The 14,714-nt window shown below is 74.2% G+C and carries 13 protein-coding genes; 8 read left to right on the forward strand and 5 right to left on the reverse strand.

Annotated features, from left to right (window positions below; translation table 11 throughout):
* The 4 genes from KOV94_RS14850 to KOV94_RS14865 all read left to right on the forward strand — a co-directional run bounded on the left by KOV94_RS14850 (position 1) and on the right by KOV94_RS14865 (position 6,119).
* The gene (locus tag KOV94_RS14850; protein WP_124343595.1) at positions 1-1,161 is read left to right on the forward strand and encodes an SPFH domain-containing protein; all 1,161 of its coding nucleotides are present in this window, start codon (positions 1-3) and stop codon (positions 1,159-1,161) included.
* A 214-nt stretch (positions 1,162-1,375) separates the two neighbouring features.
* Entirely contained in the window at positions 1,376-3,121 is a 1,746-nt protein-coding gene (locus KOV94_RS14855) for an ABC transporter ATP-binding protein (protein WP_124343594.1), read from the forward strand.
* Positions 3,118-5,136, forward strand: a complete 2,019-nt coding sequence (locus KOV94_RS14860; RefSeq protein WP_124343593.1) for an ABC transporter ATP-binding protein — start codon at positions 3,118-3,120, stop codon at positions 5,134-5,136. Before KOV94_RS14855 ends, KOV94_RS14860 begins: the two co-directional genes overlap by 4 nt.
* A gap of 89 nt (positions 5,137-5,225) precedes the next feature.
* Entirely contained in the window at positions 5,226-6,119 is an 894-nt protein-coding gene (locus KOV94_RS14865; protein ID WP_124343592.1) for an SDR family oxidoreductase, read from the forward strand.
* Between the two features lie 55 nt (positions 6,120-6,174).
* On the opposite strand, the gene KOV94_RS14870 is transcribed toward KOV94_RS14865, so the two are convergent.
* From KOV94_RS14870 to KOV94_RS14880, 3 genes are read right to left on the reverse strand one after another with little or no spacing between them, the layout of a single operon-like run.
* Positions 6,175-6,942, reverse strand: coding sequence for an FAD:protein FMN transferase (locus KOV94_RS14870; protein WP_308160568.1), 768 nt, complete (start codon positions 6,940-6,942; stop codon positions 6,175-6,177).
* Positions 6,939-7,481 carry an FMN-binding protein gene (locus tag KOV94_RS14875; RefSeq protein WP_218052466.1) on the reverse strand — a complete coding sequence of 181 codons (543 nt, stop codon included), beginning with the start codon at positions 7,479-7,481 and terminating at the stop codon, positions 6,939-6,941. Before KOV94_RS14875 ends, KOV94_RS14870 begins: the two co-directional genes overlap by 4 nt.
* A 6-nt stretch (positions 7,482-7,487) precedes the next feature.
* On the reverse strand, positions 7,488-8,912 hold the full coding sequence (locus KOV94_RS14880) for a ferredoxin reductase family protein (protein ID WP_308160570.1): 1,425 nt from the start codon (positions 8,910-8,912) through the stop codon (positions 7,488-7,490).
* Positions 8,913-9,054: 142 nt separating this feature from the next.
* On the opposite strand from KOV94_RS14880, the gene KOV94_RS14885 reads away from it, so the two are divergent.
* The 4 genes from KOV94_RS14885 (at position 9,055) to KOV94_RS14900 (ending at position 13,327) form a co-directional block, all read left to right on the forward strand.
* On the forward strand, positions 9,055-10,314 hold the full coding sequence (locus KOV94_RS14885; protein ID WP_218052468.1) for an MFS transporter: 1,260 nt from the start codon (positions 9,055-9,057) through the stop codon (positions 10,312-10,314).
* 62 nt (positions 10,315-10,376) lie between these two features.
* On the forward strand, positions 10,377-11,693 hold the full coding sequence (locus tag KOV94_RS14890; protein ID WP_218052499.1) for an endo-1,4-beta-xylanase: 1,317 nt from the start codon (positions 10,377-10,379) through the stop codon (positions 11,691-11,693).
* Positions 11,694-11,739: 46 nt separating this feature from the next.
* Positions 11,740-12,582, forward strand: coding sequence for a TrmH family RNA methyltransferase (locus KOV94_RS14895; RefSeq protein WP_218052469.1), 843 nt, complete (start codon positions 11,740-11,742; stop codon positions 12,580-12,582).
* Between the two features lie 187 nt (positions 12,583-12,769).
* Complete coding sequence (locus KOV94_RS14900; protein WP_218052470.1) at positions 12,770-13,327, forward strand: hypothetical protein; 558 nt, start codon at positions 12,770-12,772, stop codon at positions 13,325-13,327.
* A 113-nt stretch (positions 13,328-13,440) separates the two neighbouring features.
* On the opposite strand, the gene KOV94_RS14905 is transcribed toward KOV94_RS14900, so the two are convergent.
* Positions 13,441-14,025, reverse strand: a complete 585-nt coding sequence (locus tag KOV94_RS14905; protein WP_124344154.1) for a YbaK/EbsC family protein — start codon at positions 14,023-14,025, stop codon at positions 13,441-13,443.
* Positions 14,022-14,561 carry a YbhB/YbcL family Raf kinase inhibitor-like protein gene (locus KOV94_RS14910; RefSeq protein ID WP_124344153.1) on the reverse strand — a complete coding sequence of 180 codons (540 nt, stop codon included), beginning with the start codon at positions 14,559-14,561 and terminating at the stop codon, positions 14,022-14,024. Before KOV94_RS14910 ends, KOV94_RS14905 begins: the two co-directional genes overlap by 4 nt.
* Positions 14,562-14,714 lie beyond the last annotated feature (153 nt).

A 14,714-nucleotide genomic window follows, 5' to 3' on the forward strand; every position in this document is an offset into this window, starting at 1 on the left:
TTGGACGACACGTCGAACGTGGGCACGATCGCCTTCTACCTGGTCGCGGGGCTCGTCCTGCTGTTCCTCGTCGTCGCGCTCGTCCGCTCGGTGCGGATCGTGCCGCAGACCGTCGCGATCATCGTCGAGCGCCTCGGCCGCTACTCGCGCACGCTCGACGCGGGCCTGCACCTGCTGATCCCGTTCGTGGACCGCGTGCGCGCGGGCGTCGACCTGCGCGAGCAGGTCGTGTCGTTCCCGCCGCAGCCCGTGATCACCTCGGACAACCTCGTGGTGAGCATCGACACGGTCATCTACTTCCAGGTCACCGACCCGAAGTCCGCGGTCTACGAGATCGCGAACTACATCACCGGCATCGAGCAGCTCACCGTCACGACGCTCCGCAACGTCATCGGGTCGATGGACCTCGAGCAGACGCTCACGAGCCGTGACCAGATCAACGGCCAGCTGCGCGGCGTCCTCGACGAGGCGACCGGCCGCTGGGGCATCCGCGTCAACCGCGTCGAGCTCAAGGCGATCGACCCGCCTGCCTCGGTGCAGGGCTCGATGGAGCAGCAGATGCGCGCCGAGCGTGACCGTCGTGCCGCGATCCTCACCGCCGAGGGCGTCAAGCAGTCGCAGATCCTCACGGCGGAGGGCGAGAAGCAGGCCGCGATCCTCCGCGCCGAGGGTGCCGCGCAGGCCGCGATCCTCACCGCCGAGGGTGAGGCGCGCGCGATCCTCCAGGTCTTCGACGCGGTCCACCGCGGCGACGCCGACCCGAAGCTGCTCGCGTACCAGTACCTGCAGATCCTGCCGAAGATCGCGCAGAGCCCGTCGAGCAAGATGTGGTTCCTGCCGTCGGAGCTCACGGGCGCCCTCGGCCAGCTGGCACGCGGGTTCAGCGGTGCCGGCGACACGGGCGGCCCGGCGCGGCCTGCGGGCGAGTCCCCGCTCGGCGAGGACCTGCCGCCCGTCGCGCTGACGGACCCGGCCGAGGCCCTCGCGGAGGCGCGGCGCGAGTCGGCCGCCGCGACCGCGGACGCCACGAGCGCGGGCACGCTCAGCGGTCGTCCGTTCGACCCGACGGTCGAGCTCGGTCAGCGCCCGGGCGGCGGTGCGGTGCCGCCGCCGCTGCAGAAGCCGGCCACGCCGCCCGCCCCGGAGGAGCCGACCGCCTGACGACCGGGCAGCCCCTGGTCGGACGACCCGCGCGGGACGACCGCATCTCCCGAAGAGCCCCGTGGCTGTCGCCGCGGGGCTCTTCGCCTGCGGCGAACGCGGGCACGACACGGGCCCTTTGCCGTTGTCCGGGGCAAGCCGGGAGTTCTAGCGTCGCCAGAGCGGACGACGGTGCACGAGAGCCCGACCTCCGCCCGACCAGGGAGAAGGTCCCGTGCTCGTCACGCTCCTGCGCCACCACCTGAGGCCGTACCGCTCCGCCGTCGTCGCGGTCGTCGTCCTGCAGCTGGTCCAGACGCTCGCCACGCTCTACCTGCCCAGCCTCAACGCCCGCATCATCGACGACGGCGTCGCCACGGGCGACACGACGCAGATCCTCCGGCTCGGCGGCGTCATGCTCGCCGTCAGCCTGGTCCAGGTGGTGTGCGCCGTCGCCGCCGTCTACTTCGGCGCCAAGGCCGCGATGGCGTTCGGTCGCGACGTGCGCGGCCGGCTGTTCGGCCACGTGCAGACGTTCTCCGCGCAGGAGATCGGCCACTTCGGCGCCCCCACGCTCATCACCCGGACCACGAACGACGTGCAGCAGGTCCAGATGGTCGTGCTGTTCACGTTCACGCTCATGATCGTCGCGCCGATCATGCTGGTCGGCGGCGTCGTCATGGCGCTGCAGGAGGACGTCGGGCTGTCCGGGATCCTGCTGTTCGCCGTCCCGGTGCTCGCGGCCGTCATCGCGGCGATCGTCGTGCGGATGGTGCCGTACTTCCGGTCCATGCAGAAGCGCATCGACGCGATCAACCGGGTGCTGCGCGAGCAGATCACGGGCATCCGCGTCGTGCGGGCGTTCGTGCGCGAGGAGCGCGAGTCGCAGCGGTTCGCCGCCGCGAACACGGACCTGTTCGACACGTCGCTGCGCGTCGGCCGGCTCATGGCGCTCATGTTCCCGGCCGTCATGCTCGTGCTCAACGTCACGAGCGTCGGGGTCCTGTGGTTCGGCGGGCAGCGCGTCGACGCGGGGGAGATGCAGATCGGGGCGCTCACCGCGTTCCTGTCCTACATCGCCTACATCCTGGTCGCGGTCATGATGTCGACGATGATGTTCGTGATGTTCCCGCGGGCCGTGGTGTCCGCGGAGCGCATCGGCGAGGTGCTGTCGACGACGACGAGCGTCGAGCCGCCGGCGAAGCCCGTCGGGCTCCCGGTCGGGCCGACGTCGCGACCCGGGCTGGTCGAGCTGCGCGGCGTGGAGTTCCGGTACCCGGGCGCGGAGCAGGCGGTCCTGCACGGTGTCGACCTGGTCGCGGAGCCCGGCCGGACGACCGCGATCATCGGCTCGACCGGCTCCGGCAAGACGACGCTGCTCAACCTCGTCCCGCGCCTGTTCGACGCGACCGGCGGTGCCGTCCTGCTCGACGGCGTCGACGTGCGCGACCTGGACCCGGACGTGCTGTGGACGCAGATCGGGCTCGTCCCGCAGAAGCCGTACCTCTTCTCGGGGACGGTGCGCAGCAACCTCGAGTTCGGGCGGCCCGGCGCGACGGACGACGAGCTGTGGCACGCGCTCGAGGTCGCGCAGGCGCGCGGGTTCGTCGAGGAGCTCGCCGACGGGCTCGACGCCCCGATCAGTCAGGGCGGCACGAACGTGTCGGGTGGTCAGCGACAACGGCTCGCCATCGCGCGCGCGCTCGTCCGACGTCCGCACGTGTACCTGTTCGACGACTCGTTCTCGGCCCTCGACTACGCGACCGACGCGGCCCTGCGCGCCGCGCTGGTCCCCGAGACGCGCGACGCGACCGTCCTCGTCGTCGCGCAGCGGGTCGCGACCATCCGGCACGCCGACCGCATCGTCGTGCTCGAGGAGGGCGCCGTCGTCGGCGTCGGCACCCACCACGAGCTGCTGGAGACGTCGGAGACGTACCGCGAGATCGTCTACTCGCAGGTGAGCGCGGAGGAGGCGGCGTGAGCGAGCAGGAGCGTCCCGCCCCCACCGCCGACCCGGCGGTGCCCACGGCCCGTCCCGGGCAGGCCGTCGCCGTGCCCCGCCGGCCGCCGCGCGGCGGTCCGGGCCCGATGGGCGGCATGGGCATGCCCGGCGAGAAGTCGATGGACTTCCGCGGCTCCGGCCGGCGGTTCCTCACCGAGCTGCGCCCCGAGCGCGTGCCGCTCGTCGCGGTGATCGTGCTCGGTGTCGCGTCCGTCGTGCTCGCCGTCATCGGACCCAAGCTGCTGGGCAACGCGACCAACCTCATCTTCGACGGCTGGATCGGCGGCCAGCTGCCCGCAGGCCTCACCAAGCAGCAGGCCATCGACGGCCTGCGCGCCGAGGGGCAGACGCAGTTCGCCGACATGCTTCAGGGCACCGACGTCGTGCCCGGGCAGGGCGTCGACTTCACGCAGCTGCGCAACCTGCTGCTCGTCGTCGTGGTCATCTACGTCGGGTCGTTCCTGTTCGGCTGGCTGCAGGGCCGCATCACCGCGGGCGTCGTGCAGCGGACCGTCTACCGGCTGCGCGAGCGCGTCGAGAAGAAGCTGTCCCGGCTGCCCCTGTCGTACGTCGACGGCCAGCCGCGCGGCGAGCTGCTCAGCCGCGTCACCAACGACATCGACAACGTCGCGCAGTCCTTGCAGCAGACGCTGTCGCAGCTCATCACGTCCGTGCTCACGGTCGTCGGCGTGCTCGTCATGATGTTCTGGATCTCGCCGCTGCTCGCGGTCGTCGCGCTCGTCACCGTCCCGGCGTCGGTCATGGTCGCGGGGGCGATCGCGAAGCGGTCCCGGCCGCAGTTCATCGACCAGTGGGCGTGGACCGGCAAGCTCAACGCGCACATCGAGGAGATGTTCACCGGGCACGCGCTCGTGACCGTCTTCGGCCGCCAGCACGAGGCCGCGCAGACGTTCGACGAGCGCAACGAGGCGCTGTACCAGGCGTCGTTCAAGGCGCAGTACATCTCCGGGATCATCCAGCCCGCCCTGGGCTTCCTCGCGAACCTCAACTACCTCGTCGTCGCGGTCGTCGGCGGGCTGCGCGTCGCGTCGGGAGCCATGAGCATCGGCGACGTGCAGGCGTTCATCCAGTACAGCCGCCAGTTCACGCAGCCGATCACGCAGATCGCGTCCATGGCGAACCTGCTGCAGTCGGGCGTCGCGTCGGCCGAGCGCGTCTTCCAGCTGCTCGACGCGCCCGAGCAGACGCCGGACCCCGAGCCGGCCACGACGCTCGACCGGCCCGTCCGCGGGCGCGTCACGTTCGAGCACGTCGCGTTCCGCTACGACCCCGACACGCCCCTCATCGACGACCTGTCGATCGTCGCCGAGCCCGGCGCGACCGTCGCGATCGTCGGGCCCACGGGCGCGGGCAAGACGACGCTCGTCAACCTGCTCATGCGGTTCTACGACGCCGACTCCGGGCGGATCACGCTCGACGGCGTCGACACGCGCGACCTGACGCGCGACGAGCTGCGCTCGCAGATGGGCATGGTGCTGCAGGACACGTGGCTGTTCGGCGGCACGCTCGCGGAGAACATCGCGTACGGCGTCGACTCCGCGACGCACGAGGAGATCGTCGCCGCCGCGCAGGCCACGCACGTCGACCGGTTCGTGCGGACGCTGCCCGACGGGTACGACACGAAGGTCGACGACGAGGGCGCCAACGTGTCCGCAGGGGAGAAGCAGCTGCTGACCATCGCGCGCGCGTTCCTGGCGGACCCGGCGATCCTCATCCTCGACGAGGCGACGTCGTCGGTGGACACGCGCACCGAGGTGCTCGTCCAGCAGGCGATGAACGCGCTGCGCGCCGGTCGGACGTCCTTCGTGATCGCGCACCGCCTGTCGACCATCCGCGACGCCGACACCATCCTCGTGATGGAGCACGGGTCGATCGTCGAGCAGGGGTCGCACGACGAGCTGCTCGCCGCCGACGGCGCGTACGCGCGGCTGTACGCGAGCCAGTTCGCGGCCGCGGTGACGGCCGACGAGTGAGCGCGGGTGCGGCGCCCGAGGCTCGGGGCGCCGCACCCGGACACCTGTTCCGGTGGCGCTCCGCGGACGCGCGTGCCGACGATGGACCGATGACGGACCAGACCACCCCTCAGGACCCCCGCTCGCAGCAGCCCGGTGAGGAGGCCCAGGACGCGGAGCAGATCCCGCACCCCGGCCTCACCGAGCAGATGGACCACCAGCCCGACCACGGTGAGACGTCGTACCAGGGCGCCGACCGGCTCGCGGGCAAGCGTGCGCTGATCACGGGCGCCGACTCCGGCATCGGCCGGGCGGTCGCGCTCGCGTTCGCCCGGGAAGGCGCCGACGTCGTGCTGTCCTACCTCCCCGAGGAGGAGGAGGACGCGAAGGAGACCGCGCGCCTCGTCGAGGAGGCCGGGCGACGCGCCGTGCACGCCCCCGGCGACATCCAGGACGAGCAGACGTGCGTCGAGCTCGTCGAGACGACCGTGCGCGAGCTCGGCGGGCTCGACGTCCTCGTCAACAACGCGGCCTACCAGATGGCGCAGGAGGACGGCCTGCTCGGCATCACCACCGAGCAGCTCGACCGCGTCTTCAAGACCAACCTGTACGCGCTGTTCTGGATCACCAAGGCCGCGGTGCCGCACATGCAGCCCGGGTCGTCGATCATCAACACGAGCTCGATCCAGGCGCAGCAGCCGAGCCCGCCGCTGCTCGACTACGCGACGAGCAAGGCCGGCATCCTCAACTTCACGCGCGGCCTCGCGCAGCAGCTCGGCGAGAAGGGCATCCGCGTCAACGCGGTCTGCCCGGGCCCGATCTGGACGCCGCTCATCCCCGCGACGATGGACCCCGAGAAGGTCGACTCGTTCGGCTCCGACACGCCGCTCGGCCGCGCCGGGCAGCCCGCCGAGCTCGCCCCGGCGTACGTGTTCCTGGCGTCGCAGGAGTCCAGCTACGTGAGCGGCGACTACATCGCGGTGACGGGCGGCAAGCCGCTCTGACCCGGGTCGCGCCGCGCCGCGACGGACCGCGCACGGCACGTCGGGACGCTCGTCGCTAGACCGGGTTCGACCACGCGTGGGTCGACCCGTCGTCCAGCACGAGGACGCCCGACGTGCCGTGCAGCTCGTGCACCCGGTCGACGGCCGTGACGCCCTGCGCGACGGCCGCCGTCGCGAAGACGTCGGCCCACAGGACCGACGGCCCGATCACGGTCGCCTGACGGACGCCCGTCGCCGCGACGCCCGTGCGCGCGTCGGCGATGTGCGAGCCGCGCGCCGCCGTCCCGGACGTCGCCACCGCACCCGTGCCGACCGGGACGGTCGCCAGGACGCGCGTGCGGTCCACGGGGTCCTCCACACCGACCAGCCACGTGCCGTCCGGGTCGACGCACCGTGCCGCCAGGTCGCCGCCCGCGTCCACCGCCACGTCGGACGCGATCGGCTCGAGGATCCGTGCGGCCCGCGCCACCGCCCACCCCTTGACGAGGCCCGTCGGATCGAAGCCGTCGCGCCACCGCCACGCGTCGAACCATCCGAGCGTCCGCGCCAGCGCGGCCCGGCACAGCCGCTCCACCTCCCGCAGCTCGGGGGCCGCGTCGGCCAGCGCGAGCTCACCGCGCCGGAGCCGGGACAGCTCGGAGTCGTCGCGGAACGGGCTGAGCAGTGCGTCGATCCGGTCGACCTCCGCGAACGCCTGTGCGACGAGGCGTTCCGTCAGCTCGTCGTGCGCGGCCTCGCCCCGCACGTGCACGCTCCACGGCATGCCCATGTGGTGCTCGACCCAGGCCCGGCGCGGCGCGGCGGACGCGTCGACCGGGGTCACGAGAACGCCTGGTCGATCGCGTCCTGCAACGACTGGACGTAGCCGTCGCTCGTCACGGTCGCGCCCGAGACGAGGTCGATGCTCGCGCCCTGCGCCTGCACGACCTCCTGGTCGAGCTGCGGGATCGCGTAGGCGTTGATCTGCCGGTCGCGGCCGTTCGCGTCCGGGTGGACGACCGCGTCGGCGGACGTGATCCGGCCGTCCTGCACGACGATCTGCACCTGCACCGGACCCCAGCGGGTCTGCACCGCGGCGCCCGTGAACGTGCCGGACACCCCGGTCGAGCCCTGCGCACCGTCGGTGGCGCCGCTCGACCCGCCGGCAGTGTCCGCGGACGGGTCGGGCGTGCCGTCCGAGGTGCCAGCGTCGGAGTCGTCGGCGGAGGACGCACCGCCGGTGGACGAACCGCCTCCGCTCGCCTGCGCAGCGGCGGGGGAGTCGGCGGCCGCGTCGACGGACGCGTTCCGGCTGGTCGGGTAGGCGACGAGGGCGACGAGACCGGCCACGGTCCCGACGGCGAGGGCGACAAGACGTCTCATGGTGACCTACCAGTCGTAGCGCTCGAGGTGGACGGCGGAGTCGGGGACGCCGGCGGCTCGCACCGCCGCGACCACCGCGTCGGCCCACGGCGCCGGGCCGCAGACGACGACGTCGTGCTCGTCGAGGTCCGGGACGAGCCACCGGACGGCGTCGGGACCGGGGACGTGACCGAGGTCGGCGGGCAGCCAGGTCGTGCCGGTGGTGCTGCGTGGCCCCGTCAGGGGGACGTACCGCAGGCCGCGGTCGCGCACGAGCCACGCGACGTCCGCGGCCAGCGGCGTCTCCTCGACGGAGCTCGCGCGCAGGACGAGGGTGTCGGTGCCCGGCTGCCACGCGCTGTCGTGCAGGAGCGCCATGACGGGGGCGACGCCGGAGCCCGCGGCGAAGCCGGCGAGCCGTGGGCGCGTGCGCGCGCGCGGAGTCAGGCGTCCGTACGGCCCCTCGACGAGCACGCGCGTGCCGGGCCGCAGCCGGGCCAGGCGCGCGCCGTCGTCGCCGCGCGTCCCGACGGTGAGCCGCAGACCGGCCGACGTGGGCACGGCGGACAACGACAGGGGGTGCCCCCGGGTCCACCCGGGCCCGGTGAGGAAGCGCCACACGAAGAACTGCCCGGCGTCGACGCGGAGCTCCTCGAGCCGGCGCCCGCCGACGTGCACCGACACCAGCCCCGGAGCCTCCGGCACGACGTGGTCCACGCGCAGGCGGTGCCGCAGGGACGTCCGCAGCGGCACGCCGACGCGGAAGACGAGGACCGCGGTGACCGCGGCACCCCAGAGCGTCCACCAGAACACCGCGGCCCGCGGGCGTCCGACGAAGTCCGTCCCCGTCCACAGCTGGTGGGGGACCGCGAGCCCGACACCGAGGTAGGCGTACAGGTGGAGCAGGTGCCAGCTCTCGTACCGCACCCGGCGGCGCGCGGCGCGCAGCGACGACGTCACGACGGCCACCAGCAGCGCCGTGCCCGCGGCCGCGATCAGCATGCCGGGCAGCGTCGTCACCATGTCCCACGCCTCGCGCAGCACGCCCGTGCCGGCGGCGAGCGCATACGACACCACGAGCGTCGCCATGTGCACGAGCAGCAGGTGGAAGGACGTGAACCCCGTCCACCGGTGCCAGCGCGCGAGCCGGTCCTGGCCGAACGCCCGCTCGGCCCACGGGATGCGGGCCATGCCGAGCACCTGCAGCAGCAGCAGGTCGCTGGCGAGCAGCCCGGACAGGCGGCCCACCGAGCCGAGCACGTCGGCGGGCGACCCGGCGAGCGCGCCGACGCCGCCGCCCGTCGCCCACAGCCCGACGACCCACACGACGGTGGCCCACGTCAGCGCGGTGACCGCGTCGGGCCACCAGCGGGCGGTGCGCGGCGGACGCAGGCGCACGGGGAGCGGCGGGGGTGCCGCGGCCGGGGGCTGCTCGACTGTCGTGGTGCTCACGGGACTGACGCTCGTGCCCGTTCCTGGGAGAACCCCGTGAGCAGTGCGGGAGGCGGCCATGAATGGGCCGAGCGGGTGGCCGCGCGCCGCGGGGGACCTCCGGCCCGCGGGACGCGTCACCGGCGGGACGTAACCTGCCCGCATGACCCCCTCCCACCCGCGGCTCCGGCGCGACCGCTTCACCGTCGCGCTGTACGGCTGCTTCGTCGTGTGGGGGTGGCTGCTCTACTCGTTCAACCCGAGCGTGCCGCTGCTCGCCGACGACCTCGACCTCACCGGCGCGCAGGCCGGTCTGCACGGCACCGCGATGGCGGCGGGCGCGATCCTCACCGCGTTCCTCACGCCGCGCTCGGTACAGACCCGCGGGCGGCGCTGGACGCTGCTCGCGTCGTGCGCCGTCGTGGTCGTCGGCATCACGGTGCTGCTCACCGCGGGGTCGCTCGCGGTGAGCCTGCTCGGGATGTTCGTGCTGGCGATCGGTGGGAACCTCGCGATCAGCTCGGCCCAGCCGGGGCTCGCGCAGCACCACGGCCCCGCGGCGTCGGCGGCCGTCACCGAGGCCAACGGCGTCGGGTCGGGCGTGGGCCTGATCGGGCCTCTCGCCGTGGGGGCGTGCGTCGCCGCCGGGTTCGGCTGGCGGCCGGCCGTCGCGGTCACCGCGGCGCTCGCCGTCGTCACCGCGGTGCTCGTGTCACGGCAGCGGGTCGGCGGCGCGATGACGCCGGCGGAGCGGGCCGCGCTCGCGGACGGGACGCCCGCGCCGGACGTGCCGACCGTCGACGTCGCCGACGGGTCGCGCCGCGCGGGCGCGCCGACGTGGTGGTTCCTCGCCGCCATCGTCGCGGCCATCGCGCTCGAGAACGCGACGACCTACTGGGCGACGGACCTCGTGCGCGAGCAGACCGGCGCCGGCGCGGGCATCGCGGCCGCGACCACCGCCGGGCTCGTCGCCGGCATGACGGCCGTGCGGTTCGTCGTCGCGCCGCTGTCGCTGCGCGTGCGGCCCGCGCTGCTGCTGGTCGTCGCGTTCGGCGTGGCGATCGTCGGGTGGGCGATCCTGTGGACCGCGACCGTGCCCGGCGTCGCGCTCGCAGGCCTGGTCGTCGCCGGGTTCGGGTACGGCGCGCAGTACCCGCTGTCGATCTCCCTGCTGCTCGCCGCGGCGCCCGGGCAGGGTGACCGGGCGCAGGCGCGCGCGACGCTCGCGGGCGGGATCGCGATCGGCGTCGCGCCGTTCGCGCTGGGGGCGCTGGCCGACGTCGTGGGTGCGCACACCGCGTTCCTCGTCGTGCCCGTGATCGCGGTCGTCGGGGCCGTCGCGTCGTGGGTCGGCGGGTCCGCGCTGCGGCGTGAGGCGTCCGCGGGTGTGTCGGCGGACGTGCGGGCCGCCGGGGTTCGATAACGTTATCGAACCGGGTGGGCTCCGACCCGGTCGACGACGACCACGAGGACACGCGCAACCCCATGACCCAGCTCTCGCACGCCCCCGTCACCGCGACCACCACGACCGCCGCCGGGGGCGCCGACCCCACGCTGACACACCGGACCGCCGACGTCCGCCTGCTGCTGCGAGGTCCGGACGGCGAGCCCCTGACCAGCACCGACGTCGTCGTCGAGCAGACCCGGCACGCCTTCGGCTTCGGCTGCATCGGCTTCGACCTGATCGGCCTCGCGAACGGCGCGACCACCGACGCGCCGTCCGCGTTCGGCGGCGCGAGCGCCGGGTCCGCGCCCGCGCTCGCCGACCTCTGGTTCGACGTCTTCAACACCGTGACGCTGCCGTTCTACTGGGGCCAGTTCGAGCCCGAGCGCGGACGTCCGGACACCGAGCGCCTGCTGCGCGCGGCCCGCTGGTTCGCCGAGCGCGGCGCCCACGTCAAGGGCCACCCGCTCGCCTGGCACACCGTCGCACCGTCCTGGCTGCGCGACCTGCCCGTCGACGAGGTCGAGACGGCCGTGCGGGACCGCATCACGCGCGACGTCACCGCGTTCGCAGGCGTCGTCGACACGTGGGACGCCATCAACGAGGTCGTCATCATGCCCGTCTTCGACAAGGAGCCGAACGGGCTCACGCGCCTCGCCTGGGACCGCGGGCGCATCCCGACGATCCGGCTCGCGTTCGAGACCGCGCGCGCCGCCAACCCGGGCGCGACGCTCCTGCTCAACGACTTCGACATGTCCACCGCGTACGAGTGCCTCGTCGAGGGCGTGCTCGAGGCCGGCATCCAGGTCGACGCGCTCGGCCTCCAGAGCCACATGCACCAGGGCTACTGGGGCGAGGAGAAGACGCTGCGCATCCTCGACCGCTTCGCACGGTTCGGGCTGCCGCTGCACCTCACCGAGACGACGCTCGTGTCGGGCGAGATCATGCCCGCGCACGTCGACGACCTCAACGACCACCAGGTCGACTCGTGGCCGTCGACGCCCGAGGGCGAGGCGCGGCAGGCCGACGAGCTCGAGCGGCACTACCGCACGCTCCTGTCGCACCCCGCGGTCGCGTCCACGACCTACTGGGGGATCGCCGACGAGGGCGCGTGGCTCGGTGCGCCCGCGGGGCTCGTGCGCCGCGACGGGACGCCCAAGCCCGCCTACGACGCGCTGCGGCGGCTCGTGCGCGACGAGTGGTGGCTCGCGCCGACGACGCTGCGCACCGACGACGACGGGACGGTTCCGGTACGCGGGTTCCTCGGCGACTACGCCGTGACCGTCGGCGACCGCACGGTGCCGTTCGTGCTCGACGGCGGTGCCGTCGGGCCGGTCGAGGTGCGTCTGCCGGCCTGACCGCGGCCCGTGCCGGGGCGTGGTCCGCGGCTGGGAGGATGGGCGCGTGCCACGCCCGGACCTGCAGCCCGTCACCGACCCGTCCGACCCGCGGCTCGCCGACTACGTCTCCCTGACGGACGTCGCGCTGCGCTCCCGGCACGAGCCCGAGAAGGGCCTCTACATCGCGGAGTCGTCGACCGTGCTCGGCCGCGCGCTGCGGGCCGGGCACCGGCCGCGGTCCGTGCTGCTCGCGCCGCGCTGGGTGCCGGACCTCGAGCGCATGCTGGCCGACCTGCCCGACGACGGCGCGATCGTGCCCGTCTACGTCGCGGACGAGCCCGTGCTCGAGGCCATCACCGGCTTCCACGTGCACCGGGGCGCGCTCGCCGCGATGCACCGCCCGCCGCTCGCGCCCGTCGCCGACGTGCTCGCCGGTGCGCGTGACGGTGCCGGGGCGCGTCGCGTCGCGGTGCTCGAGGACGTCGTCGACCACACCAACGTCGGCGCCGCGTTCCGCTCCGCCGCCGCGCTCGGCGTCGACGCCGTGCTCGTCACGCCGCGCTGCGCCGACCCGCTCTACCGCCGCTCGGTGCGCGTGTCGATGGGGACCGTGTTCCAGGTGCCGTGGACGCGCATCGACCCGTGGCCCGACGGCATCGACGAGCTGCGCGCGCACGGGTTCGTCACCGCGTCCCTCGCTCTCGCCGACGACGCGCTCACGCTCGACGAGCTGGTCGCCGAGCCGCCCGGACGGCTCGCGCTCGTCCTCGGGGCCGAGGGGCACGGCCTCAAGCCCGCGACCGTCGCCGCGTCCGACCTCGTCGTGCGCATCCCCATGGCCGGGGGCGTGGACTCGCTCAACGTCGCTGCCGCGGCCGCGGTCGCGTTCTGGGCGACGCGCGCCTGAGCCGCTCCTCGGGCAGCCGGTCGGGTCCGTCCCGTGTGACGAGACGCACACGCGGCCGCTCGGGCGAATCGGGGTGCGCGATGTCGGTGGCGTGCGGCAGGCTCGGAGGCTGACGCCGGCGTCTGCGGTCCTCGCTGTGCTCGCGTGCGCCGCAGGAGCACGGGTGCGACGAGGACGGAGGTGGGACGTGGCCGCATGGGGCCCCGGCGCGTTCGACGCCCACCCCGCGCTCGACTTCCTCGAACGACTCACGTTCCAGCACGCCGAGGTCGACGCGACCCTCGACGTCGTGCCCGGCTCGGTCGACGTCGACGCCGTCGCCGAGCGCCTGCGCCACGAGCTGCGCTCCGCCGCCGACGGCTTCCCGTTCGCGTGCTACGCCTTCCCGCAGTCCACCTACGCCACGGCCGGCCTCGTCGCCGCGGTGCTCACCGGTGCGCACCGCCGACCCCCGTCGCGCCGCCGCCGCGGCGGTCGCGACCGGCTCGGGCTGGGCGCGCACGGCGGGCACACCGTGCTGCTCACCGAGCGGCACGCGCTCGACCTGCAGCCCGACGCCCGGGCCGCCGCCCGCGTCCTCGCGTCGCCCGAGGCCTGGGCCGACGAGCCCGACGCGACCGTGCACCTGCTCGCCGCGACGCGGCAGCTCGAGTCGCTGCTCGGCCGCACCTACGCGCCGTCGCCCGCACCGCTGCGCGTGCCGGGGCAGGCCGTGTGGGGCCGGACGCTCCCGCACCGCCGCTGACGCGTCCGCGCTGACGGCGCGCCGCTGACGATCCCGCTGACGCACGGCAGTCGACGCCCACGCCGTGAGCACCCACGAGTCGCCCCGGCGTCCCACGCCGCCGGCTCCACCGGTCAGCCGAGCGCGAGCCCTTCCACGACCTCGACGCCCGGTGCGGACGCGAGCAGCGCACCGGGCAGCGCGACCTTCGAACGGCGCAGACCGCTGCCGATGACGACGACCGGGCCCGCGTCCGGGTCGTCCGTCGCGACGCGCGCGTCGACCAGCACCCGGTAGTCCGCCGGCAGGCCGAGCGGCGTGATGCCGCCGTACTCCATCCCCGACTCCGCGACCGCGCGGTCCGTCGGCAGGAACGACGCCTTGCGCACGTCCAGCAGCCGCTTCACGGCGTTGTTGACGTCCGCCCGGGTCGTCGCACGCACGACAGCCGCGGCGACGCGCTCGTCGCCCTCGCGGCGGCCTGCCACCAGCACGCAGTTCGCCGACGCCGCCGGCGGCAGGTCGTAGGCGGCCGTGAGCGCCGCGGTGTCCGCCAGGTCGGGGTCGATCTCGGTGACCACCACGGCGTCCGCGACGCGGTCGTCGGCGGCGGCCCACGCCTCGACCGCGGCGCGCACCGGGTCGGCCAGCAGGTCGGGGCGGTCGAGCGCGCGGACCCAGGTCAGCGAGCCGAGCGTCGTCGTCGGGTCCGCCGTCACCGCTGGTACGTCCCGACGAGCACGGCACGCGCGAGCGTGTGGAACACGACGGCGGTGTTCACCGCGCCCGGCATCGCGTCCGGTCCGACGCCGAGCGAGTCGGTGTCGAGCGCGTGCACGACGAAGAAGTACCGGTGCACCTGGTCCCCGGGCGGGGGAGCAGCGCCGACGTAGGCGGGCTCGCCGTCGTCGCCGCGCAGCGCGAAGGCCCCGTCGGGCAGCGTCGTGCTGCCGGCGGTCCCCGCGCCCGTCGCGAGCTCGGTCGTCGTCGCGGGCACGTCCACGAGCGTCCAGTGCCACCAGCCCGCCGGGCCGGGGGCGTCCGGGTCGAAGCAGCTCACGACGAACGAGCGCGTCTCGGGCGGGAAGCCCGACCACGCCAGGTGCGGCGACACGTTGGCGCCGGCCGGGGTGTTCGTGTGCGCGTCGGGGAGGCGGTCGCCGTGCGTGACGTCGTCGCTGCGCAGCTCGAACGACGGCACCGCGGGCAGCAGCGAGTACGGGTCGGGGGCGACGGGGCGGGTCAGCGAGGTCATCGCGTCATCATCGCCCGGCGGGGCGTGCGGTGCGCGCGGTCCAGGCCTGGCGATCGCCCGGGCGGGTGGCTCGGATTGACACGCCTCCGGGTGTCAGCGTCTACTGAGATACTTCGAACAGATGTTCGATCGGATGCGAGATCACGAACGTCG

Source organism: Cellulomonas algicola (genome assembly GCF_019024305.1).
GTDB classification, from domain to species: Bacteria; Actinomycetota; Actinomycetes; order Actinomycetales; family Cellulomonadaceae; genus Cellulomonas; species Cellulomonas algicola.